This is a genomic window from Acidiphilium acidophilum (assembly GCF_033842475.1).
In the GTDB taxonomy this organism is placed as follows: Bacteria; Pseudomonadota; Alphaproteobacteria; order Acetobacterales; family Acetobacteraceae; genus Acidiphilium; species Acidiphilium acidophilum.
The window spans coordinates 3,204,085-3,226,997 of record NZ_JAWXYB010000018.1; the positions used below are offsets into that span (position 1 = coordinate 3,204,085).

Below are 22,913 nucleotides of genomic sequence, written 5' to 3' on the forward strand. Positions count from 1 at the left end.
CCCGCTCGCCCTATTTTCCAGACATCAGGTTGCTCAATCGTTACAGCCTCGTTGCGGTGAAAACATTTGAATGATGCGGGAATTCTATCTATTGCTGAGGCGACCGGGTTCACGCGGACGCGGATCACAGGTTGGGCTTCCGGCGACCAAAAAGGATAGACTGAATGGCGAAACAGCCAGACACCAACGGTGTGGACCGCACGAAGCGCTCCGACCTTCCCCTCGTGCGGCCCGGCCGTGTGATCCTCGGCTATCTCGACCGGATCGAGGATGCCTCGCTGGTCGGCTGGGCCGTGGACTCGCTGGTGCCCGATCGCACCCTGACCATGCGCGTGCTGATCGACGGCCAGATCGCCGATGTGATCTCCTGCGACGTCAACCGGCCCGATACCGCGCCGCTGAATCTCCCGACCACCCGAGTCGGTTTCGACTACATGATCCCGCTGCGGTTTCAGGACGGTCTGCGCCATGTCCTGTCCTTTGCCACGCTCGACGGCGACCCGATCAGCCTGCCGACGCGCGGTGGCCTCGTCCTGCCCGAACTCCATTTCTGCCTGAAAACCCGCATCCATATCGAGGGCGTGCTCGATGGATTGGTCGATGGCATGATCCAGGGCTGGGTCGTCCGCGTCGATGAACGAACGAACACAAAAATGGGCGGCGTCCGCGTCCTGATCTCGACCAAGGGACAGCCGCTCGCCGAACTCACCGCCAATGAATTCCGCGCCGATGTCGCCGAGGCAACCGGCGCCGATCCGTCCTGCGGGTTTTCCTACGCGCTGCCCCCCGAATTGCGCACCGGCAAATCGATCGTGCTCGATTTCCACGCCATGCCGGACCGTATTCTGCTGCGCGGCAGCCCGCTCGAACTGGCGATCCCCGCCGAAGCCGAACGCGCCCGGCTGAGCAGCCTGATCGACCGGGCCGATGAGTTGTTCCGCTACGCCTACCATCTGCGGCGGGAATTAAAGGCGGCGATGCTGGCGGAACGGCTGACGCTCGGCAATTACGAAAGCTGGGTTCGCCAGAGCCGGAAACACGTTCCGGCCCGCGCCACCGCCCGTTACGGCGCGATCGGCGGATCGCCGCTGGTATCGATCCTGTGCCCGGTATTCCGCCCCAACCAGGCGGAATTTCTGGCCGCGATCGACTCGGTGCGGGCCCAGACCTATCCCAACTGGGAACTCATCCTGGTCGATGACGCGAGCAAGGACGAGGCGCTCTCCGAAACGCTGGACCGGATGGCCAGGGTCGATCCACGGATCAGGCTCATCGTCCTGCCCCGCAATGGCGGCATCGCGGCAGCGACCAATAAGGCCCTCGAAGCCGCCACCGGCGAGGTCACTGCGTTTTTCGATCACGACGATGTGCTGGAACCCTTCGCGCTCGACGTCATGCTGCGCGCCCGCACCGCAACCGGTGCCCGGCTGCTCTACTCGGACGAAGACAAGATCGACCGCAGCGGGCGCGTCTCCGAGCCGAACTTCAAGCCGGATTTCAATTATCGCTTCCTGCTCGACCTCAATTACATCTGTCACCTCGTCATCGCCGATACCGCATTGTTGCGCGAGGCCGGCGGGCTCGACCCCCGGTTCGACGGAGCACAGGATCACGACCTGCTGCTGCGGCTCGCCGAAAAGCTGCTGGCGCACGAAATCCATCACGTCCCCGAAATCCTGTATCACTGGCGCATCACCGCGCAATCGACCGCCGGGGGCGCCGCAGCGAAGCCACGCGCGGCGCTGGCCGGCGAGGTCGCGGTGGCCGAACATCTCAAACGGCGCAATCTGCCCGCCAAGGTCGAGCGGCGCGGCAGCCTGACCTGCTACCAGACCAGCTTCCGGCTGACCGAAAATCCCGGGATCTCGATCCTGATCCCGTTCCGCAACCATATCGACCTGACCCGCCAATGCGTCGAGGCGATCCGCGCCCATTCCGACGGCATGAAAATCGAGATCCTCCTGCTCGACAACTGGTCCCAGGGTGCCGAGGCCGAGGCCTTCTGCACCGAGCAGGGCAACGAACCCGATACCAAAGTGCTGCGGATCGCCGAGCCGTTCAATTATTCGCTGATCAACAATCGCGGGGTCGCGGCGGCGGCGCATCCGTTCCTGCTGTTCATGAATAACGATGTCATCGTCAATGACCCCTCATGGCTGCGCACCCTGCTGAACGAGGCATTGACCGACCCGAGGGTCGGCGCCGTCGGTGCCAAGCTGCTCTACCCCAACGGGACGGTGCAGCATGCCGGCGTGGTGCTCGGCGTCGGCGGCGTGGCGGACCATGCGTTTCGCGGCCTCCCCAGCAGCGCGCCGGGCTATATCGCCCACGCGATCGCGGCGCGCGAGGTCGCGGCGGTGACGGCGGCGTGCATGCTGGTCCGGCGCGAGGCGTTCGAGGCCGCCGGCGGGTTCGACGAGGCCGAACTCGGCATCGCGTTCAACGATGTCGATCTGTGCATCAAGATCCGCGAGGCCGGCTACCGGATCGTGTTCACGCCGGACGTGGTGTGCGAACATCGCGAGAGCATGAGCCGGGGCGACGATCTCGACGAGGATAAACTCTCCCGCTTCATGCGCGAGAACGAGGCGATGCGCGGCCGCTGGGGGCATCTGCTGGCGCATGATCCGTTCTACAATCGCCATTTCACCCGCGAGGGCGGGCTTTACCGCGATCTGCGCTCCCTCGACCCGAAGGACGAAACGCCGATCGCGCGAACCCCGGCGCAGCCCTACCCGATCGCCCCGGTGCACGCACCCCGCACCCCCGCCCCGTCCCGGCCCGCAAAGCCCGCGCGGGCGGCAAAGCCGGTGGCGCCGCCCGCGCGCGCCAAAAGCGGCGGCGCGAAAGATCAGAGGGTGACGCCGCGATAAGGCGCGTGCCGCACTGCATCGTGCCATGTGGTGTCGTCGCCCGCGACGAGCGCTGATCGCAAGGAGCTGAGGTCACGACAGGCGGCAACGGCGCGTCAGCCGTTGTCGCCATCCGTGCAAATCCCCTCTTTCTCACCCCCCGCCTGACATGCTGTTATGCGGACGTGACAGAAACCCCCACAATTTCCCTGACCGACCGTTTCGCCGCCATCATCCGCGGGCTCCGCAACGATGTCTGCGTGCGCGGTTTTCAGACCGGCCTGAACCATCTCCTGCTCGCCCTGATCTCCACCCGCCTCACCCGCATCATCGAGCGCTTCGCCGCCATCGTCAGCCGCGACCGCGCCACCCCCGCCCAACCCGCCGAAACCCCCGCGCGCAAACCCCGCCCCACGCCCGGACGCGAGCCCCCGCCCGGCCCAGCGCCCTTGCGCCTCCCCTATCATTTCGCCTGGCTCCTCCGTCTCGTGCCGCCCACCATCACCCAGGGCAACGCCGCCGTGAATGGCCGCATCGGCATCCAATCCCTGCTCGACGACCCCGAACTCCTCGCCCTGATCGCCCGCAACCGCGCCGCCGGCCGCCTGTTCCGCCCGCTCTGCCACATGCTCGGCATCCAGACCCCACCGCTCCTGCGCCGCCCGAAACGCCCGCGCGCACCAGACCCGACCCCACCCGATCCAACCCCACCCGCCGAGCCACCCCGGCGCCGCCAACCCCGCGCCGCACCGCGCCCCTCACCCTTCCCATCCAAACCGCGCACGCCGCCCGCCTGGGACCAGCACCTCGCCTTCCACCAGATCCTCGCCACCCGCGATTTTCAGTTCTGATGCGCCGCACCTTCGCACGCCCAATTCGTTACGATATAGTAATTATATCGGACCCTTCACAGCCCGAAATAGGCTTCCCGCACCGCTGTCGAGGCTTCAAGCTGCGCCCGCGTCCCCGACAGGCGCACCCTGCCGCCATCGATCAGGTAACCACGATCCGCCAGTTCGAGAAACGCGACGTTCTGTTCGGCAATCAGCAACGCGGTCCCCGCCCCGATCGCGGTCTGCAGGATCTTGATCACCTGCTTGACGAAAACCGGCGCCAGCCCGGACGAAGGCTCGTCCATCAGCAGGAGCCGGGGCTCGGAGACCAGAACCTTCGCGATCCCGAGCATCTTGCGCTGCCCGCCCGACAAGGTGGCCGCCGCATGGCGGCGCTTTTTCGCGAGGTCGGGAAACATCTCGAACAGCCGGTCGCTGCGCTGGCGGACGGTCGCGCGGTCCAGAAAATAACCCCCGAGCCGGATATTCTCCTCGATCGACAGGCTGGGAAACACCCCGAGTTCCGACATGAACGCGATGCCCCGGCGGATGCGCTGGTCGGGCGCGAGCATTTGCAAGGCCTCGCCCTCGAACCGGATCGTGCCGCCGCGGCAGGCGATCAGCCCGATAATGGTGCGCAGCAGCGTCGTCTTGCCCGCACTGTTCGCGCCGAGCAGCAGCACGGTTTCCCCGGCGGCCACGTCGAGATCGATCCCCCACAAAATCTGGAGCGGACCGTAGCCGGCTTCGACGCCTTCGAGCGAAAGCAGGGTCATCCCGTCACCCTCCGATGAATGCTGCGACGACTTCAGGGTCCTGCGACGCCGCGCGCAACGTGCCCTCGAACAGCATCCGCCCGGCCCCGAGAACGATGACCCGTTCGGTGATGCGGTTGAGAAAGTCGAGCAGGTGTTCCACCACGATCATCGCAATCCCCCGCGCCGCCAGCCGTTGCAGCAGGATCGCGACGACGGCGAGTTCCTGCGGGTTCAGCCCCGCCCCGATCTCGTCGATCAGCAGGATTTGCGGCCCGGTGGCGAGCGCGCGGGCGAGGTCGAGCATTTTCTGCTGATTGACCGTCAACGACCCCGCCGCCTGCCCGGCATGGGCGGCAAGATCGGTCTCGGCAAGGATGGCAGCGATATCGACCTGGTCATGGCCGCAGAAATGCGCGGAGACCTCGATATTCTCGCGCACCGTCATGCTGCGGAACGGCTTGGGCACCTGAAAGGTCCGGTTGATCCCCATGCGCGCGAGCCGAAACCCGGGCCGCGTCTGAACCGGGGTCCCGTTGAGCAGGATGCGCCCGGCATCGGCGCGATGGACCCCGGAAATCACGTTGATCGTCGTGGTCTTGCCCGACCCGTTCGGCCCGACCAGCCCGACGATCTCGCCCGCCGCGACCGTGAAGCTCACCTTGTCGAGCACGGTGAGGCCGCCGAATCGCTTGCCGACCGCATCGAGCCTGAGGAGAGGTTCAGAAGACACGGATGCGCCTCCGTTCGAGCAGCGAAATCAGGCCGTTGGGCAGGAACAGAACCAGCAGCACGATGAGCAGACCATAGAGCAGCTCGAAATACTGCGGCGCCGAAACCCCGATCACCGCATAGAAACTGTACAGGATCACCGCACCGATCAGCGGCCCGATCACGGTGCCGACCCCGCCGAACAGGGCGAACACGATGGCGAAAACGCTGATCTGCAGATTGAACACCGATTCCGGGTAGAACACCGAAAGGTTCCACACATAGGTGCCCCCGGCCAGCCCCGCGATCAGCGCCGAAGCCAGCCACACGATCAGGCGCTGACGGACAACATCGATCCCCGCGAGCGCGGCGCTGACCGGATCTTCGGTCATCGCCCGCAGCCCGGTGCCGAACCGCGACATCCGGAAATACCCGGCAATGGCGATTGCGAGCAGCAGGATCGCCGCCATGGCCGCATAGCTCGCCGGCGGATCATAGATCTGCTGGAGCTTCAGCCCGTAAGGCCCCCCGGTAATCGAGGACAGGTCGGGGTTGGACACCACGAAATAGATGATCTGCGAGGCCGCGAGGTTGGCGATCGAAAAATACGCCCCCGAAAGCCGCAGCAGCGGACCCAGGATCAGCGCGATGACCGCCGAGGCGACCCCGCCCCCGGCAACGCAGAGCAGCACCGGCAGATGGGTATGCAACACGAGCAGCGCGGTGCCATAGGCGCCGGTCCCGAAGAACCCGACATAGCCGAACGGCAGGTAGCCGGTGAACCCGTACATCAGGTTCAGCCCCTCGGCGAGAACGACGAAGGTCATGATCGTGAACAGGAGCGAGGTATTGCCATACATATGCGGCGCGATCAGCGCGAGCGCGCCGACGACCGCCATGGTGATCAGCGCAGGCCGGGCCGGGTGCCGCCATCCTGACTCACGCAACCCGCACCGCCTTGCCGAGCAGCCCGGAGGGGCGGATCAGCACGATGATCACGAGCAGCGCATAGGGCACGAGGTCCGACCAGGACGAGTAGTAGGTCTGCATCAGCATGGTCCCGATGCCGAACACGAGGCCGCCGACCACGGTGCCGAGCGGATTGCCGAGCGAGCCGATGATGATGATCGCAAAGGAGGTGATCGTCAGGCTGTCGCCGATCCCCGGTGAGACCGAGCCGAGCATATAGGGAACGAACACCCCGGCGATCCCGGCCAGGGCGAGGCCGATGATGAAGGCGATGGCGGAGACCCGGTCGACATCGATGCCGGTGGCACGGGCCTCGTCGCGGTCGGCCATGACCGCGCGCGTCGCATACCCAAGCCGGGTGCGCGAGAAGTAGAGATAAAGTCCGGCGATTGCCGCGGCGCTCACCAGCACGGTGACGCCCCAGCTATCAGGGAAAGCCTGGCCGATGATCACGATGTTGCCCGAGCCCAGAGCGTCGCTCGGCAGAGACCGCTGATCGGCGCCGAACGTGAGCGTCACCAGCGCTTCGATGATCTGCGCCACGCCGAAGAACAGGATGAAGGAGAGCATCTCGGGATCGCGGCTGCGTTGCAGGCGCGGCACCACCGCGTAGTAGAGCGGCCAGCCGATCACCATCGCGCCGAGCACGGCGAGCGGCAGGCCGAACAGCGGATTGAGATGCAGCGCGCGGGCCAGCACGTAGGCACCGAACCCGCCGAGCATGACGAACTGGCCGTGGGCGAGGTTGATGATCCGCATCACCCCGAACACCAGGTTCAACCCGATTCCGACCAGGCTGAAAAAGATGCCGTACAGGATGCCGCCGATCAGGGCGTATTCGAGAAGGCTCAAACTGGGTCTCCACCGGCGGGGGCCGGCAAGCGGTTGCGCCACCTGCCGGGCGCCCGGCGCGCGAGGCTCAGGATTTCGGCGCCGGATAGACCGGCTTGCCGGTCGCCTTTTCCTTCGGATACACCACGACCAGCTTGTTCGTGGCACCGCTCGGCACCAGCTGCGCGACCGGGAAGGGCTGGCCGAGCTGTGCGCCCTCGGCGTTCAGCTTGAACGGACCCAGCAGCGTCTTGGTGTGGCCGGACATGTCCATCAGCGCGGCATGAAAATCGAGCTGGGTGAATTTCGGTGCCGTGCCCAGCATGTCCTGCATCACGATGCCGGTATTGTAGCCGGCGGCGTCGAGAAAATTCGGGGACCGATGCTCGGCGCTCTTGAACGTATCGACGAAATCCGCCGTGTTGAGGCCGTAACTGACCGTCTTGTACGAAACCAGCGGCGGCGCCGGATAGGTGTAGGTATAGGCCAGCGACTTGGCCCCGACATTCTTGGTCAGCAGTGTCAGGAGCTGACCGGGGAAGATGGTGAACACCATGTTGAAATGCAGCCCGCTCGACTTGAGCGCCTTGAGGAAGGCGATGTCGTTGTCGGGGTAGCCGAACTCGATCAGCGCATCGGGCCGGCGCGCGGCGATGGCGTGGATCAGCACGGTATAATTGGTCTCGCTGGTCGGGACCGCATGGAAATAGACCGGCTTGGTTCCGGCCTTGGCGAGCACGGATTTCAGGGTATTCGCCTGGGAAGCGTCGAAATCGTTCGAATCGTACAGGACCGCGACGCGCTTGATCTGCTTCTGGTCGCTGATGAAATGGCCGAGCGGAACCGGCCAGACCGTGGAGGCCGGAATACTGACATCGGCCAGATAATCGGTTTTCCGGGTAAAGAAATTCGCACCCGATCCGGTCGGGTCGATCAGGAGCATATGATGTTCTTCGGCCAGCGGAATCGCAACCGATGTCAGGACCGAGCCGAAATCGGCGACCAGCAGATCGACATGGTCCTGCGTGATCAACTGGTTGTACAAGGTGGTCGCGGTCGAGGTCGAGCTTTGGTCGTCATACGCGATGATCTTGACCGGGATTTTCCTGTCGAACGCCTTGACGAACACTCCGCCGGTCTTGTTCACCTGCGCCGCCCAGAATTGCAGGCCATGATACTGGCCTTCCGACGACACCGCGAACGGCCCGCTGCTGGCGTAGAGTGTGCCGATGGTCAGCGTTGCCGGGGGTGCTGCCGCGTGGGCGATGGACGTGGCAGCCAGCGCCATCGTTGCGGCGACAAGACCGGTCATTGATCGGATCAGAGCCATTGATTTCCCCCGTCGAGTTCAAAAAATCGTGCAACATGTCCGCGTTCTTCGCTATTATGAAGTGGTTACAAGATGCGGGGACCCGCTTCAAGGTGCTGCAAAACACATTGCGGTCGCCGGCGACAGATCACGCCCCGGTATTCCGCACCGGCTTCGGCAGCCAGAGGGCGGCGAGGCCGAGGATGGGGAGGAAGGCGCAGATTTTGTAGACGGTGGTGATGCTGGTCCAGTCGGCGACGACGCCGAGGCCGGCGGCACCGAGGCCGGCGACGCCGAAGGCGAGGCCGAAGAACAGGCCGGAGACGGCACCGATGCGCCCGGGCATCAGGTCGTTGGCGAAGACCACGATGGCGGAGAAGGCCGAGGACAGGATCAGGCCGATCAGGATGGTGAGAATGATGGTCGCGTCGAGCCCGACATAGGGGAGTGCGAGGGTGAAGGGCAGGACGCCGAGGATGGAGCCGATGATGACGGCGCGGCGGCCGATGCGGTCGCCGATCGGGCCGCCGATCATGGTGCCGGCGGCGGCGGCGGCGAGGAAGATGAACAGGTCGATCTGGGCCTGCTGCACCGGCAGGTGGAAGCGGTGCATGAGGTAGAAGATGTAATAGGAGTTGATGCTGGCGAGGTAGACGAATTTCGACATCATCAGGATGCCGAGCAGGATGAGCGGGACCATGACGCGGGCGGGGGCGGCGCTGGGTTTGACGGCGGCACGCACGCGGGGTTTGGCGTGGCCGTTGGCGCGGAACCAGATGCCGATGCCCGTGAGGATGGCCATGCCGAGCAGGGCGGCCAGTGAGAACCATGCCATGCTCTCGCGCCCGCGCGGCAGGATGAAGAAGGCCGCGAGCAGCGGGCCGAGGGACTGGCCGAAATTGCCGCCGACCTGGAACAGGGATTGGGCGAAGCCGTGTTTGCCGCCCGAGGCGATGCGGGCAATGCGCGAGGATTCCGGGTGGAAGATCGAGGAGCCGATGCCGAGCAGGGCGGCGGCGGCGAGGAGTTCGGGGTAGGAAGACGCGAAGGCGAGGCCGATGAGGCCCGCGAGGGTGAAGCCCATGCCGAAGGGCAGCGAGAAGGGTTGGGGTTTCGCATCGGTATAGAGGCCGACGACGGGTTGGAGGATCGAGGCGGTGACCTGATAGACCAGGGTGATCAGGCCGATCTGGGCGAAGTTGAGGTGAAAGCCGCCTTTGAGCAGCGGGTAGATCGCGGGCAGGAGCACCTGCATCATGTCGTTCAGCATGTGGCAGACGCTGATGGCGACCAGCACGGCGAAGGTGGTGCGCGATGCGGTGCGGGGAGGCGATTCGAGGACGGCGCTCACGGCATGGTGTCTCCTTGGCGCACCGGGATAGGGGAGTTCGGGATTTTTCGCATCTTTGTTCTTCGCAATGAAGCCATGCTAACCCGGTTTCCATGGCTCCTTCACCCGTTCATGTCCGTTTTGCCCCCTCCCCCACCGGCTACCTGCATGCGGGGAATGCGCGGCAGGCGGTGGTCAATTTTCTGTTCGCGCGGGGGCGCGGTGGGCGGCTGACCCTGCGGATCGACGATACCGACCGGGAGCGTTCGCGGCCCGAATTCGAGGCGGCGATCGAGCAGGATCTGGCGTGGCTGGGGATCGGGTGGGATGACAAGGTGCGGCAGTCCGACCGGTTGGTCCGGTACGCCGAGGCGGCGGAGAGTTTGAAAAAGACCGGGCGTTTGTATCCGTGTTTCGAATCCGAGGAGGAGTTGGCGGCGAAGCGGGCGTTGCGGGCGAAGCGCAAGCTGCCGCCGGTTTACGACCGGGCGATGCTGTCGCTGACGCCGGAGCAGCGCGCCGCCGCCGAGGCCAATGGCAAGACGCCGTATTGGCGGTTCAGACTTTCCGACGGCGCGATCGGCTGGGACGATCTGGTGAGCGGGCCGCGCGACATTCGCCTCGCTACGGTTTCCGATCCGGTGGTGATCCGGGCGGATGGGACGCCGCTTTATACCTTCACCTCGGTCGTCGATGATCTCGATATGGGGATTACCCATGTGATCCGGGGCGAGGATCATATCACCAACACGGCGGCGCAGATCGATATGTACCGGGCGCTGGCACCGCGCCGGGCGTTGCCGGATTTTGCGCATCTGCCGCTGATTTCGGAATTGTCGGGCGACAAGCTTTCGAAACGGAGCGGCAGTGTTTCGCTGCGGACGTTCCGGCGCGACGGGATCGAGCCGATGGCGCTGGCGGCCTATCTGGCGCGGCTCGGCTCACGGCGCGATCCGGAGCCGTTGACACTGGGGGAACTGGCCGGGACGTTCAATCTCGATGCGTTTTCGCGCGGGGCGCCACGGTTCGATGCGCGGCAGTTGCTGGCGCTGAACCGGCGCGTGCTGCACGCGCAGCCGTTCGAGGCCGTGGCCGATCGGTTGCCGGAGGGGGCGGACGAGGCGTTCTGGCTGGCGATCCGCGATAATATCGACCTGCTCTCCGAGGCGCGGCAGTGGTGGGAGACCGTGCGGGGGCGGATCGATCCGCCGGAGCTTCCCGAGGCGCGGGCGATGCTGGAGGTTGCGCGGGCGACGCTGCCGGACGCGCCGTGGGACGAGGGGACGTGGAAAGAGTGGACGATGGCGATTGCCGCTTCGACCGGGATACGGGGCAAGGCGCTGTACATGCCGCTGCGGCTGGCGCTGACCGGAGAGACCCAGGGGCCGGAATTGGCGGGGATGCTGCCGCTGATGGGGCGGGATGTGGTTGTTGGGCGGTTGGAACGGGCGGTAAAGTAAGTAAGGTGTTCTTTCTTGTAAGAAAGAACCAAAGAACTTTTGTTCGATATCAGTAATAACTGGGGGTCGTGGTCCGTTTGATGGCGGATCGGAACAGGCAAGCGCCGTTTGGTCGTGCTTCACGTTCCGATGATTGCGCATGACTGCGGCATTACCGATAGACAATCGCGCGGGCGCCCCCATATCTTTCCGAATTCGGGTGGAACGGGGAGATGATCATGAAGCCGGCGACTCTCAACATCGGTCTTCTGGTGCCGCTCACTCTCGCGTTGCTCGCTCTTTCAGGCTGTGGTTCGGTCTTGACCCAGAGCACCTCGGATGCCGCGGGTGTCGCCGGGGCCGGGATCGCCAGTGCGGTGACCACCAACGGCTCGGTGACCGCTGCGATCGGGCTCGGGGTTCAATCGGTCGCGGCGAGTGGGCTCGGATATGTCGAACGCGACGTTCATCACAAGGAGCAGCAGAAGATCGCGGATGCCGCAGGGCCCCTCGCGCCGGGCGCGGTTGCCCCCTGGAGCGTCACCCATGTCATTCCGATCGAGGATGACCAACATGGCGAGGTCTCGGTCAGCCAGCAATTCGGCGGGACGCTGTTTCCCTGCAAGGAGGTCGTGTTTTCGGTCGATCATGTCCGGACCGTGCACGGGGTGAAGACCGACCGGCCGGATTACTATGTCACGACGATCTGCCGGGAGCGCGGGATCTGGCGCTGGGCGCAGGCGGAACCGGCGACGGCGCGCTGGGGCACGCTGCAGTGACGGGGGGTGCTCGGTCGGTGCGGGGGCTTGCCGGAGCATCGCTCTGCCTTGCGATGGGGCTCGGGCTGAGCGGGTGCGCCTCGATCGGGGCGATCAGCGGGGCGGTGGCCGGGGCCTCGACCGGGGCGGCGACGGCCAATCCGCTGGCGGGTTATGCCACCGCCGTTGCGGTCAATGCCGCGGTCAGCACGGCGCAGAAGCGGATTGCCCGGGCGCGGGATCATAAGGAACAGACCCGGGTCGCCGAAGCCGCCGGGTCGCTCGGACCGGGGCAGACCGCATCGTGGAATGTGAAATACATCATTCCGTTCTTTGCCAATCATCATGGCACGGTGCGGGTTCTGCGCACGATCGATACGCCGTTGGCGCAGTGCCGGCAGATACTGTTCACCTTGCAGACGGGGCACGCGCCGCATGTGCATCGGACCCCGTATACCACCGATATCTGCCGCGATCCGCAGGGGTGGCGGTGGGCGCTGGCGGAGCCGGCGGTGGGGCGCTGGCAATATTTCCAGCATATCGAGTAGACCGGTCCGGACCGGCCACGTTTTCCGATGGGAGCAGAATGACCCGAGACGAACCAGCCCCGCACCCGTGCGTGATCGCCACGATCGGCCTGCATGGCAGCGGCTCGACCTGGGCGTTCAATGTCGCGCGGGAGCTGGCGGGGCGCGCGGGCGGCGGGGCGCCGGTGAGCGGGTATGCCGATGCGTTGGGCGAACTGCCGCCGGGTGCGGAGGATGCGACGGTGTGGCGCGTGCTGAAATCGCATCATGGCAGTGCCGGGATGGATAGGTGGCTGGAGGACGTGGGGGCGCGGTATCTGCTGACGTTGCGCGATCCGCGCGATGCGGCGCTTTCGATGCGGGGGCGGTTCGGGATCGGGCTTGGGGATGCCGTGCGGATTGTGTTCAACGATTGCCGGCGGCTGCACGGGGTGATGGCGCGCCGGGAGCATTTCCTGCTGCGGTATGAGAGCGGATTTTTTCGGGATGCCGGAACGGTCGCGGCGGTGGCGGCGTGGCTGGGGGTGGATGCGGCGGAGTGGGAGGCGATTGCGCTGCGTTATACCCCCGAGGCGACGCGGGCGTTTGCGGCGGGGATTGCCGCGCTGCCGGCGGACCGGATCGGCGATCGGGGGGCGGGCGGCGGCAGGTTCGACCGGTTGACGAATATCCACGACGTTCATATCGGCGATATGCGCAGGGGCAAATGGCGCGATCTGCCGGAGGGTGTTCAGGCCGAAATGACCGGGATTTTCAGGGAGTATCTGGAGGTGTTCGGGTATGGTGCGGGTGAGGCACCGTCAATCGGAAGTCGCTGATTTTTTCGCCGCTCGCGCTCTCGGTTTCGGTGCTTTTTTCGTCTCGTCGTCCATGGACGTGGCCATTTCGAGCCCGGGGATGTGGGCGGATTCGGTGACGGTGGGCGGTGCGCCTTCGGGGGAGGTATCCTCGGCGGCTTGCGGTGTGGAGGCCGCCGAGCGCTTTTTGTGGACCCAGAACGAGGCCCCGTATTCCATCGCCTCGATCTCGTTGAAGGCGCGGTACATGAAATAGAGCGGGAAAATGAGCATCGCCGCCGCCAGGCCGATCTGTTTTTTCAACGTACAGTCTCCGTGTGGTCCGGGGTGACGGGTGGGACAGAGATGTTGCCTTGGGGCGGTCATATCAAGACAATGTTTCGGGGATGCCCATGCCGGACATGCCGCCGGGCGGTGGCGGCTGTTGCCAAGGGCGGCTTGCTTGGGTATGACGCCGCTCACGGTTCCCGGATAGCTCAGTTGGTAGAGCAAGCGGCTGTTAACCGCTTTGTCGCAGGTTCGAGTCCTGCTCCGGGAGCCAGTTTTCCCCGCCCCGTTCGGGGCATTTCCAGAATGGTCGAGATGGTTTGAACCGCCGGTTGCGCTGAGGCGCCGCTTTGGGCTGGTCATTGCGGATTCGTGGTGTAGGGTGGCACCGATCATCCGGGATCAGGACAATAAGGGGAGTCGAATGATGAGACGGATCACCATCGGGGCGGGTGCGGGTTTTGGCGTGGCGCTCGGGTTGCTGGGCGCGACCGGGGTGGCGCGGGCGGCGCCGCCGATCAGGATCGGGGTGCAGGCGCCGATCACCGGGACCTATGCCGATGAGGGTCAGGGGATCGAGCGGGCGGTGAAGCTGCTGGCGGCGGAGCAGAATGCCAAAGGTGGGCTGCTGGGGCGCAAGATCGAGGTGAAGGTCTGCGATGACCAGGGCGAGGCGGCGCAGGCGGCGATTTGTGCGCGGCAGCTGGTGAACGATCATGTGATCGCGGTGATCGGCTCGTATACCTCGGGCGCGGCGCTGGCGGCGCAGCCGATTTATGCGCGGGCGGATGTGATCCAGACCTCGGACGGCACCAGCAACGAATTGCTCAAGCACGGCTACAGGACCTGGTTCGGCAATGCCGCGCCGAATTCGGCGGAGGCGAAGTTCACCGCGCATTATCTGGTCGATGTGCGGCATTTCGGGAAGATCGCGGTGCTGACCGATCATTCGAGTTTCGCGACCGGGCTGGCGGATGCCGTGGTCGCGGACGTCAAGGCCGATCATGGCGATGTCATCGATAAATCCTTCATCAATGCGGGATCGCAGAATTTTTCGCCGGTGCTGACCAAGCTGAAGGCGATGCACCCGGATGTGCTGTATTTTTCGGGGTATTATTCCGATGGCGGGCTGATCCGCGCGCAGATGGTGCAGCTCGGGATGAAGGCGGCGTTCGTGGGCGGGGATGCCAACCAGAATGTCGCGTTCGCCAAGATCGCGGGGCCGGCGGCGGCGGGATCGGTGATCATCAATGTGCCGGCACCGGCGGATCTGCCCTATCCGGTCGCGAAGACGTTCGTGGCGGCGTACAAGGCGAAATACGGCGCGCTGCCGCCTTCGGTGTTCACCCTGACCAATGCGGACGGGATGCGCGCGGTGATGCAGGCGATTGCCGCGACCAAATCGGTCAAGCCCGCGAAGCTCGAAGCCTATCTGCACGGAATGAAGTCGTTTCAGGGGCTGACCGGGACCTTCGCGTGGAATGCCAAGGGTGAACGCACCGGCAGCCCGTTCGTGGCGTTCGAGGTGCAGAAGGACGGGAGCTACCGGATTTTGTATCCCGCGCCGACCGCCGGCTGAGCGCGGCACACCATGGGCACGTTCATCCAGCAGGTCGTCAACGGGCTGACGGTGGGCGGGATCTATGCGCTGATCGCGCTCGGGTACACCATGGTTTACGGGGTGATGCGGCTGATCAACTTCGCCCATGGCGATCTGTGCATTCTGGGCGCGTTCGTGGGGTTGAGCCTGCTGACCGGCGCGGCGGGGAGCGGGCATACGGGTGCGGCGCTGCTGCTGCTGGCGTTCGTGGTGTCGATCATCGCGATCGCGGTGGCGGGGGTGGTGCTGGAGCGGATCGCCTACCGGCCATTGCGCAAGGCGGACCGACTGGCGGCGGTGGTTTCGGCGCTCGGCGCGTCGCTGATGATCGAGAACGGGATCATGCTGGTGTGGGGGCCGCAGGTGCATGTGTTTCCGGCGGGGCTGCTGCCGGCGACGACCTGGCATTTCGCGGGGGCGACCATCAGTTTCGTGCAGGTGATGATCATTCTCGCCTCGCTGGTGCTGATGGCGGCGCTGTATGCGTTCGTGAACCATACCAGGTTCGGCACCGCGATCCGGGCGGCGGCGATCGATCAGGATGCGGCGCGGCTGATGGGGATCAACGTCAACCGGGTGATCACCAGCGTGTTCATCATCGGGCCGGGGCTCGGGGCGATCGGCGGGTTGTTCATCGGGATCTATTACCGTGAGGCGTATTTCACCATGGGGTGGACCTATGGGCTGTATGCGTTCATCGCGGCGATTCTGGGCGGGATCGGGAATATTCCGGGGGCGATGCTCGGCGGGGTGCTGCTCGGATTGTTCAATGCGTTCGCCGCCGGGTATGTTTCGAGCTCGTGGCAGGATGCGATCACGTTCGGGCTGCTGATCGCGATTCTGCTGGTGCGGCCGAGCGGGTTGCTCGGTGAGCGCGTGGCGGAGAAGGTCTGATGCGCGGGGCGCGGCTGGGCGGTGCCACCGGAGCGGTCGCGGGGCCGGTGATATGGGCGGCGGGGCTGGCGCTGCCGTTCGCGCTCGACAGTTCGTGGGTGTCGATCGCGGCGTTTTTCGCGATCTATGCGATCACCGCACTTTCCGAGGACGTGATCCTGGGGCGGGCAGGCATGTTCGATATGGGACATGCGGTGTATTTCGGGATCGGCGCCTATGTGACGGCGATTTTGAACACGACGCTGAACGTGCCGATCTTGCTGACCTTGCCGCTTGCGATGCTGCTCGCTGCCGCCGCCGGGGCGCTGCTGTCGGCCCCGCTGATCCGGCTGCGGGGGGATTATCTGCTGGTCGCGACGATCGGGTTCAATGCGATTTTCGTCCTCGCGATGCAGAACGATCCGGGCGGGATCACCGGCGGGTCGGACGGGATCACCGGGATCGGGGTGCCCTCTCTGTTCGGGCTGCAACTGGAGAGCCAGAGCGCGATGTTCTGGCTCGACTGGGTGGTGCTCGGCGCGGTGCTGCTGGTGATGCGCAACCTCGATCGCTGCGAGTTCGGGCGGGCGCTGCGGTATCTCAAGCAGGATGAACTCGCGGCGGGGACGCTGGGGGTCGATGCGCGGGCGGTGAAAACGCTGGCCTTCGCGCTGGGGGCGGCGCTGGCCGGGCTGGCGGGGACGCTGTTCGCGGTGCAGCTTTCGACGGTCAGCCCGTCATCCTTCGTGTTCACCGAATCGGTGACGTTGTTCGCCATCGTGATCGTGGGCGGTCAGGGCTCGATCCCCGGCGTGCTGCTCGGCACCGCGCTGATGTTCGTGGTGCCGCAGATTTTCCGGGGGCTCGCGGAATACCGGTATTTCGTGTTCGGGATCGCGATGGTGGCGGTGATGGTGCTGCGTCCGCAGGGGCTGCTGCCGCGCCGGCGGGCGGTGACGTGAGCGCGCTGCTCGAACTTCAGGGCGTCGGGATCAGTTTCGGCGGGTTGCGCGCGGTGGATGATTTGAGTTTCAGCGTGACGGAAGGCCAGATCGTCGGGTTGATCGGGCCGAACGGGGCGGGCAAGACCACCGTGTTCAACATGATCACGGGGGTGTACCGCCCGAAAACCGGGCGGGTGCTGTGGCAGGGTCGCGAGATTACCGGGGCGAAGCCGGCGCGGATCGCGCGGCTCGGGCTGCGGCGGACGTTTCAGACGATCCGGCTGTTCGCGGAGATGAGCGTGTTCGAGAATGTCCAGGCCGGGTGTCATCTCGCGGCGCGGCAGCATTGGTGGGAGGGGTTGCTCGGCCTGCCGGGGCAGCGGCGCGAGGAGGCCGAACTTGCGGCACGCACCCATGAGATTCTGCGGCGGCTCGATCTGGATGGGGTGGCGGATGCGCCGGCGACCTCCCTTCCCTATGGCGTGCAGCGGCGGGTGGAACTGGCGCGGACGCTGGCGGGGCAGCCGAAGCTGATCATTCTCGATGAGCCGGCGGCGGGGTTGAACGATGCCGAATCGGCGGCGCTGAACGAGACGATTTTCATGATCCGCGAGACCGGCGTGACGATATTGCTGGTCGAGCACGACATGAACGTGGTGATGCGGGTGAGCGATCATGTCGTGGTGATCAATTTCGGGCGGAAGATCGCGGAGGGCGATGCCGCGACGGTTCGCGCCGATCCCGCGGTGATCGAGGCCTATCTCGGGCGCGAGGATGCGGAGGAGGTGGCCGCGTGAGCCTGCTGGTGATCGAGGATCTGCGGGTTGCCTATGGGCAGATCGAGGCGCTGAAGGGGGTTTCGCTCACGGTTGAGCCTGGCGAGGTCGTGGCGATTCTGGGGGCGAACGGGGCGGGCAAGACCACGCTGATGCGCGCGATTTCCGGCCTGCTGCCCCGATCGGGCGGGCGGATCGGGTTTGCCGGGACCGATATCACCCGCACCGCCGCCGACCGGATCGTGCGGCTGGGGATTGCGCAATCGCCCGAGGGGCGGCGGGTGTTCGGCACGCTGACGGTGGCGGAAAACCTCAAGCTCGGCGGGTTCACCCGGCCTGCCGGGGAGATTGCCGGGAGCATCGAGACGGTGTTCGCGATGTTTCCGCGCCTTGCCGAGCGGCGCGGGCAGTTGGCGGGAACCTTGTCGGGCGGCGAGCAGCAGATGCTGGCGATCGGGCGGGCGCTGATCGCCAGGCCCAGGCTGTTGTTGCTCGACGAACCCAGCCTGGGGCTGGCGCCGATCATCATTCAGGGGATTTTCCGCAGTCTGCGCGGGATTGCCGATTCCGGGGTGACCATATTGATCGTGGAGCAGAATGCGCGGGCGGCGCTGCGCCTCGCGGATCGGGGCTATGTGCTGGAGGTCGGGCGGATCGTGCAGACGGACAGTGCGGCGGGGCTGCTGGCATCGGGACAGATCCGGGAGGCGTATCTGGGGCGCGCGGCGCAGGCCGGATGAGGACGCCTGCGATGCGGCTGCGCCGGGCGCTGGGGGTGCCCGTGCTCGGGATGATGGTGGTGGGGATCGGGGCGATTGTGGTCTCGATCGCTTATGTCGATCGTCCGGTGGCGCGGTTCATGGCGATGCATATTCATGACCGGTGGCCGTTCATCGCGATGGCGGCGATCGGGAATCTGCCCTCGCCGCTCGCGACGTTCTGGCTCGCGGTGATGGCGGTGATGGTGGCGCTGGGGGTGCGGCCCGGGGAGCGGGCATGGCGGTTGATGCTGGTGGCGCTTGCGACCGTGGTCGCGATCATGATCAAGGACCAGCTCAAATTCGATTTCGGGCGGGTTTGGCCGCTCTCGCATCCGTTTCCGGGGATCGTGGATCATCCGTCGTTCATCAATGATCATGTGTTCGGGTTTTTCCCGTTTCATGGCGGCAGCAGCTACGGCTCGTTTCCCTCGGGCCATACCACCGCGATCACGGCGCCGATGGCGACGCTGTGGGTGCTGGCGCCGCGTTACCGGGTGGTGTGGGCCGGGTTGATCGTGATCGTGGTGACCGGGTTGATCGGGGCGGATCTGCACTTCGTGTCGGATACGATCGCGGGTTTCGGGCTCGGCGTTGCGGTGGCGGCGGGGACGCTGGTGCTGGGGCGGCGGGAGGGTTGATCAGGCGTGTTGACCGGCGCACCAGCCGCTTGCCCAGGCCCATTGGAAATTATAGCCGCCGAGCCAGCCGGTGACATCGACCGCCTCGCCGATGGCATAGAGGCCGGGGACCGCGCTGGCGGCCATGGTGCGCGAGGAGAGCCCGCGCGTGTCGATGCCGCCGGCGGTGACTTCGGCTTTCGCGTAACCTTCGGTGCCGGCGGGGGTCAGGGTCCAGGATTTCAGGGCTGATTCGAGGGCATCGAGGGTGTGATCCGGCAGTGTGCCGATCGGCTGGGCGGCGAGGTTCGCGGGGATGAAGGCATCGACCATGCGGGCGGGCATGAGGTCGGCCATGATGGTGCGGAGCGCGGCACGGGGACGGGCGCGCTTGCGCGGGCGCAGGGCGGGGTGGTCCGCGCGGTCCAGCAGGTCGAGCGTGATCGGTGCGGCCTCGTGCCAGGCGGTGGAGAGTTGCAGGATGGCCGGACCGGACAGGCCGCGATGGGTGAACAGCATCGCTTCGCGGAAGGCAGTGCCGCCGCAGCGCGCGAGGACGGGCTGGGCGACGCCGGCGAGGTTTTGGGTGCGGGCGAGATCGTTTGGTGCAAGGGTGAAAGGGACCAGCGCCGGGCGGGGCGGCACCACTGCGAGGCCGAAGCGGCGGGCGATGTCGTGGGCGAGGCCGGTCGCGCCGAGTTTGGGGATCGACAGGCCGCCGGTGGCGAGGATGAGGGAGTGGGCGATGACGGTTCCGGCATCGGTTTCGATGTGGAAGCGGTCCGGCCTCGCGACATCGGTGATGCGGCAGTCGAGGCGGAGTGTGACATGGGCGGCTGCGGCTTCGGCGAGCAGCATGGCGACGATGGCGCGGGCCGAACCGTCGCAAAACAACTGGCCGAGGGTTTTTTCGTGCCACGCGATGTCGTGGCGTTCGATCAGGGCGATGAAATCGTGCGGGGTGTAACGCGACAGGGCGGATTTCGCGAAATGGGGATTGGCGGAGAAGAACCGGTCGGCCGACGTTTCGAGATTGGTGAAGTTGCAGCGGCCACCGCCGGAGATCAGGATTTTTTTGCCGGGCTCGTCGGCGTGGTCGAGCACGAGGACCGAGCGCCCGCGCTGGCCGGCGGTGATTGCCGCCATCAGCCCGGCGGCACCGGCACCGAGAACGATGACATCGTGACTATGTGCGCGGGGCCCTACTCCTCGATCCATTCCGCAGGCATACATGATCGGCATGGAACATGTCAGGCTGGCCGAGGCGATTTTGGCGTCGCATCTCGTGATCATCGCGTTCAACATCGCGGGGCTGATCGTGATCCCGCTGGGCGCGGCGCTGGGCTGGCGGATCGTGCGCGTGGCGTGGCTGCGGCTGCTGCATCTCGTTCTGCTGGCGATCGTGGCGGGGCAGGCACTGGCGGGGCGGGCCTGTATTCTGACGATCTGGCAGGATCGGCTGGAGGGCGGTGCGGCGCACCCGCCGCCAATGATCATGCATTTCATCAACGGGCTGATCTATTGGGATTTTCCGCTCTGGGTGTTCACGGTGATCTATGTCGCGGTGTTCGCCTATGTGGTGGCGCTGGTGTTTTTCGTGCCGTTCTGGGGGACGCATCGGGTGGCGCATAGAACGCCTTAATTTGTCGAGGGCGACATTAAGTTCTACTAACTTCCGGTATGAACATCACTTTGCGTCAATTGCGGGCGATTGCTGCACTGCATAAGCATGGCTCGGTCACCCGCGCGGCGGGCGAGCTGAACGTGTCGCCGCCTGCGGTGACCTTGCAGGTCAAGGCGCTGGAGGATCAGCTCGGGATCGTGCTGGTCGAGCGGTCGGCGGGGGGGATGGTGCTGACCCAGGGCGGGCTGGTGATTGCCGATGCCTCCAGCCGGATCGAGGCAGTGCTGCGGGAATCGGCGGCGACGCTGGCCGCGATCGCCGGGGCGGAGCGGGGCGAGATCCGGGTGGGGATCATCAGCACGGCGAAATATTATGCGCCACGCGCGCTGGCGGCGTTTGCCGAGGCGCATCCGGGGATCGATCTGCGGTTGATCGTGGGGAACCGCGACGAGATCATCGACGGGTTGATGCATCATGTGGTGGATCTCGCGATCATGGGACGGCCACCGACCGAGATGAAGGTGAGTGCCGACGAGATCGGCGATCATCCGCATGTGATGATTGCGCAGCCGGGGCATCGGCTCGCCGGGGTCCGCAATATCGATCCGTCGGAACTCAACCGCGAAACCATGCTGGTGCGCGAGGCGGGCAGCGGGACGCGGCGGTTGATGGAGTATTACTGTGCCGAGGCCAATATCACGCCGCGGATCGGCATGCAGATCGGCAGCAACGAGACGATCAAGCAATCGGTGATGGCGGGGCTCGGGGTGTCGTTCATTTCGGCGCATACGGTGGATGCCGAGGTGGCGGATGGCCGGCTGGTGCTGCTTGATATTCTGGGGCTGCCGGTGGTGCGGCAATGGTTCGTCGTGCATCTGGCCGAGCGGGCGATGATGCCGGCCTCGGAAGCGCTGCTGGTGTTTCTGCGCGACCACGGGGGCCGGTTTCTGCCCCATGCCGCGATGGAATCGTTGAACCGGCCGTGATGTGAGCGGCAGAGATGGCGCAACGGTGGCGAATTATACATTCAATTTGCCGCCGGAACGGGATCGAGCGACGATGACGGCTCGTATTGCGAAAAATCGTGGTTATATATTGGATGTTGCCTGACACGGCGAATAGGCCGGTCAGCAATGCGGCAGGATTGTGGCGGGGGTGCCCAACCTTCGCCGCACCGGGTTTTAACTCTCGCCGTGGTTGGAAACACAGTCGAATATTGTTGATCCACTCACAGGAGTTGAACGCGATGCGTATTGCGCAGATTGCCCCCTTGACCGAAGCCGTGCCGCCCAAATTGTATGGCGGCACCGAGCGTGTGGTGTCGTTTCTGACCGAAGAACTGGTGGCGATGGGCCACGACGTGACCCTGTTCGCGAGCGGTGATTCGGTGACGCGGGCGAAGCTGGAGGCGGTGTGGCCGCGTGCATTGCGGCTTGACCCGACGATCCGTGACTTCATGGGGCCGCATATGCTGCTGATGGAGCGGGTGCGCGCGATGGCGCACGAGTTCGACGTGTTGCATTTTCATATGGATTACTGGCCGGCTTCGCTGTTTTCGCGCCAAGCGGTGCCGTTCGTGACGACGTTGCATGGCAGGCTCGATCTGCCGGAGTTACGCCCGGTCTTTGCGGGGTTGCCGCCGATGAACGTGGTGTCGATTTCGGATAATCAGCGCCTGCCACTACCGGAGGCGAATTTCGTGGCCACGATCCATCACGGACTGCCGGAATATTTGTTGACGCCGCGACCGATGGCGCAGGAGTATGTGGCGTTCCTCGGGCGGATCTGCCCGGAAAAGCGCCCTGACCGGGCGATCCGGATTGCCCGCGCGGCGGGAATGCCTTTGAAGCTGGCGGCGAAGGTCGATCGCGCGGATATCGAGTATCACGAGACGACGATCAAGCCGATGCTGGGGCCGGATGCCGATCTGATCGGTGAGATCGATGACCGGAACAAGCCGGAGTTCCTCTCGGGGGCCAAGGCGCTGCTGATGCCGATCGATTGGCCGGAGCCGTTCGGACTGGTGATGATCGAGGCGATGGCGTGCGGCACGCCGGTGATTGCCTATGGGCATGGCTCGGTGCCGGAAATCATCGAAGATGGTGTGACCGGGTTCATCGTCGAGACCGAGGAGGAAGCGGTTGCGGCGTTGCGGCGGATCGACACGCTGCCGCGCACCCGGATCCGGGCGGAGTTCGAACGCCGGTTTACCGCACGGCGGATGGCCGAGGATTATCTGGAGACCTATGAGAAGCTGATGGTGCCGCGCACCGAGCGCCTGCGCCTGGTTGGCTGAACCGGTGCGGTCCTGCGCCGGTCAAGGCAGGACCGGGTGCAGGA

General features: G+C 65.4%; 23 protein-coding genes and 1 tRNA gene. 16 read left to right on the forward strand and 8 right to left on the reverse strand.

Annotated elements, in window-relative coordinates; genetic code table 11:
* The first annotated feature begins 164 nt into the window (after positions 1–164).
* Entirely contained in the window at positions 165–2,873 is a 2,709-nt protein-coding gene (locus SIL87_RS17895) for a glycosyltransferase family 2 protein (RefSeq protein ID WP_319615502.1), read from the forward strand.
* Positions 2,874–3,037: 164 nt separating this feature from the next.
* Positions 3,038–3,703 carry a hypothetical protein gene (locus SIL87_RS17900; protein ID WP_319615503.1) on the forward strand — a complete coding sequence of 222 codons (666 nt, stop codon included), beginning with the start codon at positions 3,038–3,040 and terminating at the stop codon, positions 3,701–3,703.
* 56 nt (positions 3,704–3,759) lie between these two features.
* Here SIL87_RS17900 and SIL87_RS17905 read toward each other — a convergent pair whose 3' ends face one another.
* The 6 genes from SIL87_RS17905 to SIL87_RS17930 form a co-directional block, all read right to left on the reverse strand.
* Positions 3,760–4,461 (reverse strand): ABC transporter ATP-binding protein, encoded by a 702-nt coding sequence (locus SIL87_RS17905; protein ID WP_319615504.1) that lies wholly within the window; start codon positions 4,459–4,461, stop codon positions 3,760–3,762.
* 4 nt (positions 4,462–4,465) lie between these two features.
* Positions 4,466–5,173, reverse strand: coding sequence for an ABC transporter ATP-binding protein (locus tag SIL87_RS17910; RefSeq protein ID WP_319615505.1), 708 nt, complete (start codon positions 5,171–5,173; stop codon positions 4,466–4,468).
* Positions 5,163–6,098 carry a branched-chain amino acid ABC transporter permease gene (locus tag SIL87_RS17915; RefSeq protein WP_319615506.1) on the reverse strand — a complete coding sequence of 312 codons (936 nt, stop codon included), beginning with the start codon at positions 6,096–6,098 and terminating at the stop codon, positions 5,163–5,165. The genes SIL87_RS17910 and SIL87_RS17915 overlap by 11 nt, the downstream gene beginning before the upstream one ends.
* Positions 6,091–6,972 (reverse strand): branched-chain amino acid ABC transporter permease, encoded by an 882-nt coding sequence (locus SIL87_RS17920; protein WP_319615507.1) that lies wholly within the window; start codon positions 6,970–6,972, stop codon positions 6,091–6,093. The genes SIL87_RS17915 and SIL87_RS17920 overlap by 8 nt, the downstream gene beginning before the upstream one ends.
* A 67-nt stretch (positions 6,973–7,039) precedes the next feature.
* Entirely contained in the window at positions 7,040–8,263 is a 1,224-nt protein-coding gene (locus SIL87_RS17925; protein WP_319615508.1) for an amino acid ABC transporter substrate-binding protein, read from the reverse strand.
* A gap of 145 nt (positions 8,264–8,408) precedes the next feature.
* Positions 8,409–9,611, reverse strand: coding sequence for an MFS transporter (locus SIL87_RS17930; RefSeq protein WP_319615509.1), 1,203 nt, complete (start codon positions 9,609–9,611; stop codon positions 8,409–8,411).
* A gap of 92 nt (positions 9,612–9,703) precedes the next feature.
* On the opposite strand from SIL87_RS17930, the gene gltX reads away from it, so the two are divergent.
* The 4 genes from gltX (at position 9,704) to SIL87_RS17950 (ending at position 13,132) form a co-directional block, all read left to right on the forward strand.
* Positions 9,704–11,050 carry a glutamate--tRNA ligase gene (gene gltX, locus SIL87_RS17935; RefSeq protein ID WP_319615510.1) on the forward strand — a complete coding sequence of 449 codons (1,347 nt, stop codon included), beginning with the start codon at positions 9,704–9,706 and terminating at the stop codon, positions 11,048–11,050.
* A gap of 218 nt (positions 11,051–11,268) precedes the next feature.
* A complete protein-coding gene (locus SIL87_RS17940; RefSeq protein WP_319615511.1) occupies positions 11,269–11,808 on the forward strand; it encodes a hypothetical protein in 540 nt (179 codons plus the stop codon).
* Positions 11,805–12,335, forward strand: coding sequence for a hypothetical protein (locus tag SIL87_RS17945; RefSeq protein WP_319615512.1), 531 nt, complete (start codon positions 11,805–11,807; stop codon positions 12,333–12,335). The genes SIL87_RS17940 and SIL87_RS17945 overlap by 4 nt, the downstream gene beginning before the upstream one ends.
* Before the next feature lie 38 nt (positions 12,336–12,373).
* Positions 12,374–13,132 (forward strand): hypothetical protein, encoded by a 759-nt coding sequence (locus tag SIL87_RS17950; RefSeq protein WP_319615513.1) that lies wholly within the window; start codon positions 12,374–12,376, stop codon positions 13,130–13,132.
* On the opposite strand, the gene SIL87_RS17955 is transcribed toward SIL87_RS17950, so the two are convergent.
* On the reverse strand, positions 13,115–13,414 hold the full coding sequence (locus SIL87_RS17955) for a hypothetical protein (RefSeq protein WP_319615514.1): 300 nt from the start codon (positions 13,412–13,414) through the stop codon (positions 13,115–13,117). The genes SIL87_RS17950 and SIL87_RS17955 overlap by 18 nt on opposite strands.
* Before the next feature lie 162 nt (positions 13,415–13,576).
* On the opposite strand from SIL87_RS17955, the gene SIL87_RS17960 reads away from it, so the two are divergent.
* The 7 genes from SIL87_RS17960 to SIL87_RS17990 all read left to right on the forward strand — a co-directional run bounded on the left by SIL87_RS17960 (position 13,577) and on the right by SIL87_RS17990 (position 18,970).
* Positions 13,577–13,652, forward strand: a tRNA-Asn gene (locus SIL87_RS17960).
* A 150-nt stretch (positions 13,653–13,802) separates the two neighbouring features.
* Complete coding sequence (locus SIL87_RS17965; protein ID WP_319615515.1) at positions 13,803–14,957, forward strand: branched-chain amino acid ABC transporter substrate-binding protein; 1,155 nt, start codon at positions 13,803–13,805, stop codon at positions 14,955–14,957.
* Positions 14,958–14,969: 12 nt separating this feature from the next.
* Positions 14,970–15,872, forward strand: coding sequence for a branched-chain amino acid ABC transporter permease (locus SIL87_RS17970; RefSeq protein WP_319615516.1), 903 nt, complete (start codon positions 14,970–14,972; stop codon positions 15,870–15,872).
* Entirely contained in the window at positions 15,872–16,813 is a 942-nt protein-coding gene (locus SIL87_RS17975; RefSeq protein ID WP_319615517.1) for a branched-chain amino acid ABC transporter permease, read from the forward strand. Before SIL87_RS17970 ends, SIL87_RS17975 begins: the two co-directional genes overlap by 1 nt.
* Entirely contained in the window at positions 16,810–17,592 is a 783-nt protein-coding gene (locus tag SIL87_RS17980; protein WP_319615518.1) for an ABC transporter ATP-binding protein, read from the forward strand. The genes SIL87_RS17975 and SIL87_RS17980 overlap by 4 nt, the downstream gene beginning before the upstream one ends.
* Positions 17,589–18,311, forward strand: coding sequence for an ABC transporter ATP-binding protein (locus SIL87_RS17985; RefSeq protein ID WP_319615519.1), 723 nt, complete (start codon positions 17,589–17,591; stop codon positions 18,309–18,311). The genes SIL87_RS17980 and SIL87_RS17985 overlap by 4 nt, the downstream gene beginning before the upstream one ends.
* Positions 18,308–18,970 carry a phosphatase PAP2 family protein gene (locus SIL87_RS17990; protein WP_319615520.1) on the forward strand — a complete coding sequence of 221 codons (663 nt, stop codon included), beginning with the start codon at positions 18,308–18,310 and terminating at the stop codon, positions 18,968–18,970. The genes SIL87_RS17985 and SIL87_RS17990 overlap by 4 nt, the downstream gene beginning before the upstream one ends.
* Here SIL87_RS17990 and SIL87_RS17995 read toward each other — a convergent pair whose 3' ends face one another.
* On the reverse strand, positions 18,971–20,191 hold the full coding sequence (locus SIL87_RS17995) for a BaiN/RdsA family NAD(P)/FAD-dependent oxidoreductase (protein ID WP_405055245.1): 1,221 nt from the start codon (positions 20,189–20,191) through the stop codon (positions 18,971–18,973). It abuts the gene before it with no gap.
* On the opposite strand from SIL87_RS17995, the gene SIL87_RS18000 reads away from it, so the two are divergent.
* The 3 genes from SIL87_RS18000 (at position 20,181) to SIL87_RS18010 (ending at position 22,869) form a co-directional block, all read left to right on the forward strand.
* A complete protein-coding gene (locus SIL87_RS18000) occupies positions 20,181–20,591 on the forward strand; it encodes a DUF2784 domain-containing protein (protein WP_319615521.1) in 411 nt (136 codons plus the stop codon). The two genes, SIL87_RS17995 and SIL87_RS18000, sit on opposite strands and share 11 nt — an antisense overlap.
* A gap of 50 nt (positions 20,592–20,641) precedes the next feature.
* A complete protein-coding gene (locus tag SIL87_RS18005) occupies positions 20,642–21,559 on the forward strand; it encodes a LysR family transcriptional regulator (RefSeq protein ID WP_319615522.1) in 918 nt (305 codons plus the stop codon).
* Between the two features lie 260 nt (positions 21,560–21,819).
* Complete coding sequence (locus SIL87_RS18010; RefSeq protein WP_319615523.1) at positions 21,820–22,869, forward strand: glycosyltransferase family 4 protein; 1,050 nt, start codon at positions 21,820–21,822, stop codon at positions 22,867–22,869.
* Positions 22,870–22,913: the final 44 nt, after the last annotated feature.

Coding starts and splice junctions, on each gene's coding strand:
- SIL87_RS17925 (WP_319615508.1), bottom strand. CDS start 8,263: ATGACCGGTCTTGTCGCCGCAACGATGGCGCTGGCTGCCACGTCCATC.
- SIL87_RS17975 (WP_319615517.1), top strand. CDS start 15,872: ATGCGCGGGGCGCGGCTGGGCGGTGCCACCGGAGCGGTCGCGGGGCCG.
- SIL87_RS17895 (WP_319615502.1), top strand. CDS start 165: ATGGCGAAACAGCCAGACACCAACGGTGTGGACCGCACGAAGCGCTCC.
- SIL87_RS18000 (WP_319615521.1), top strand. CDS start 20,181: ATGATCGGCATGGAACATGTCAGGCTGGCCGAGGCGATTTTGGCGTCG.
- SIL87_RS17965 (WP_319615515.1), top strand. CDS start 13,803: ATGATGAGACGGATCACCATCGGGGCGGGTGCGGGTTTTGGCGTGGCG.
- SIL87_RS17950 (WP_319615513.1), top strand. CDS start 12,374: ATGACCCGAGACGAACCAGCCCCGCACCCGTGCGTGATCGCCACGATC.
- SIL87_RS17905 (WP_319615504.1), bottom strand. CDS start 4,461: ATGACCCTGCTTTCGCTCGAAGGCGTCGAAGCCGGCTACGGTCCGCTC.
- SIL87_RS18010 (WP_319615523.1), top strand. CDS start 21,820: ATGCGTATTGCGCAGATTGCCCCCTTGACCGAAGCCGTGCCGCCCAAA.
- gltX (WP_319615510.1), top strand. CDS start 9,704: ATGGCTCCTTCACCCGTTCATGTCCGTTTTGCCCCCTCCCCCACCGGC.
- SIL87_RS17990 (WP_319615520.1), top strand. CDS start 18,308: ATGAGGACGCCTGCGATGCGGCTGCGCCGGGCGCTGGGGGTGCCCGTG.
- SIL87_RS17995 (WP_405055245.1), bottom strand. CDS start 20,191: ATGCCGATCATGTATGCCTGCGGAATGGATCGAGGAGTAGGGCCCCGC.
- SIL87_RS17970 (WP_319615516.1), top strand. CDS start 14,970: ATGGGCACGTTCATCCAGCAGGTCGTCAACGGGCTGACGGTGGGCGGG.
- SIL87_RS17940 (WP_319615511.1), top strand. CDS start 11,269: ATGAAGCCGGCGACTCTCAACATCGGTCTTCTGGTGCCGCTCACTCTC.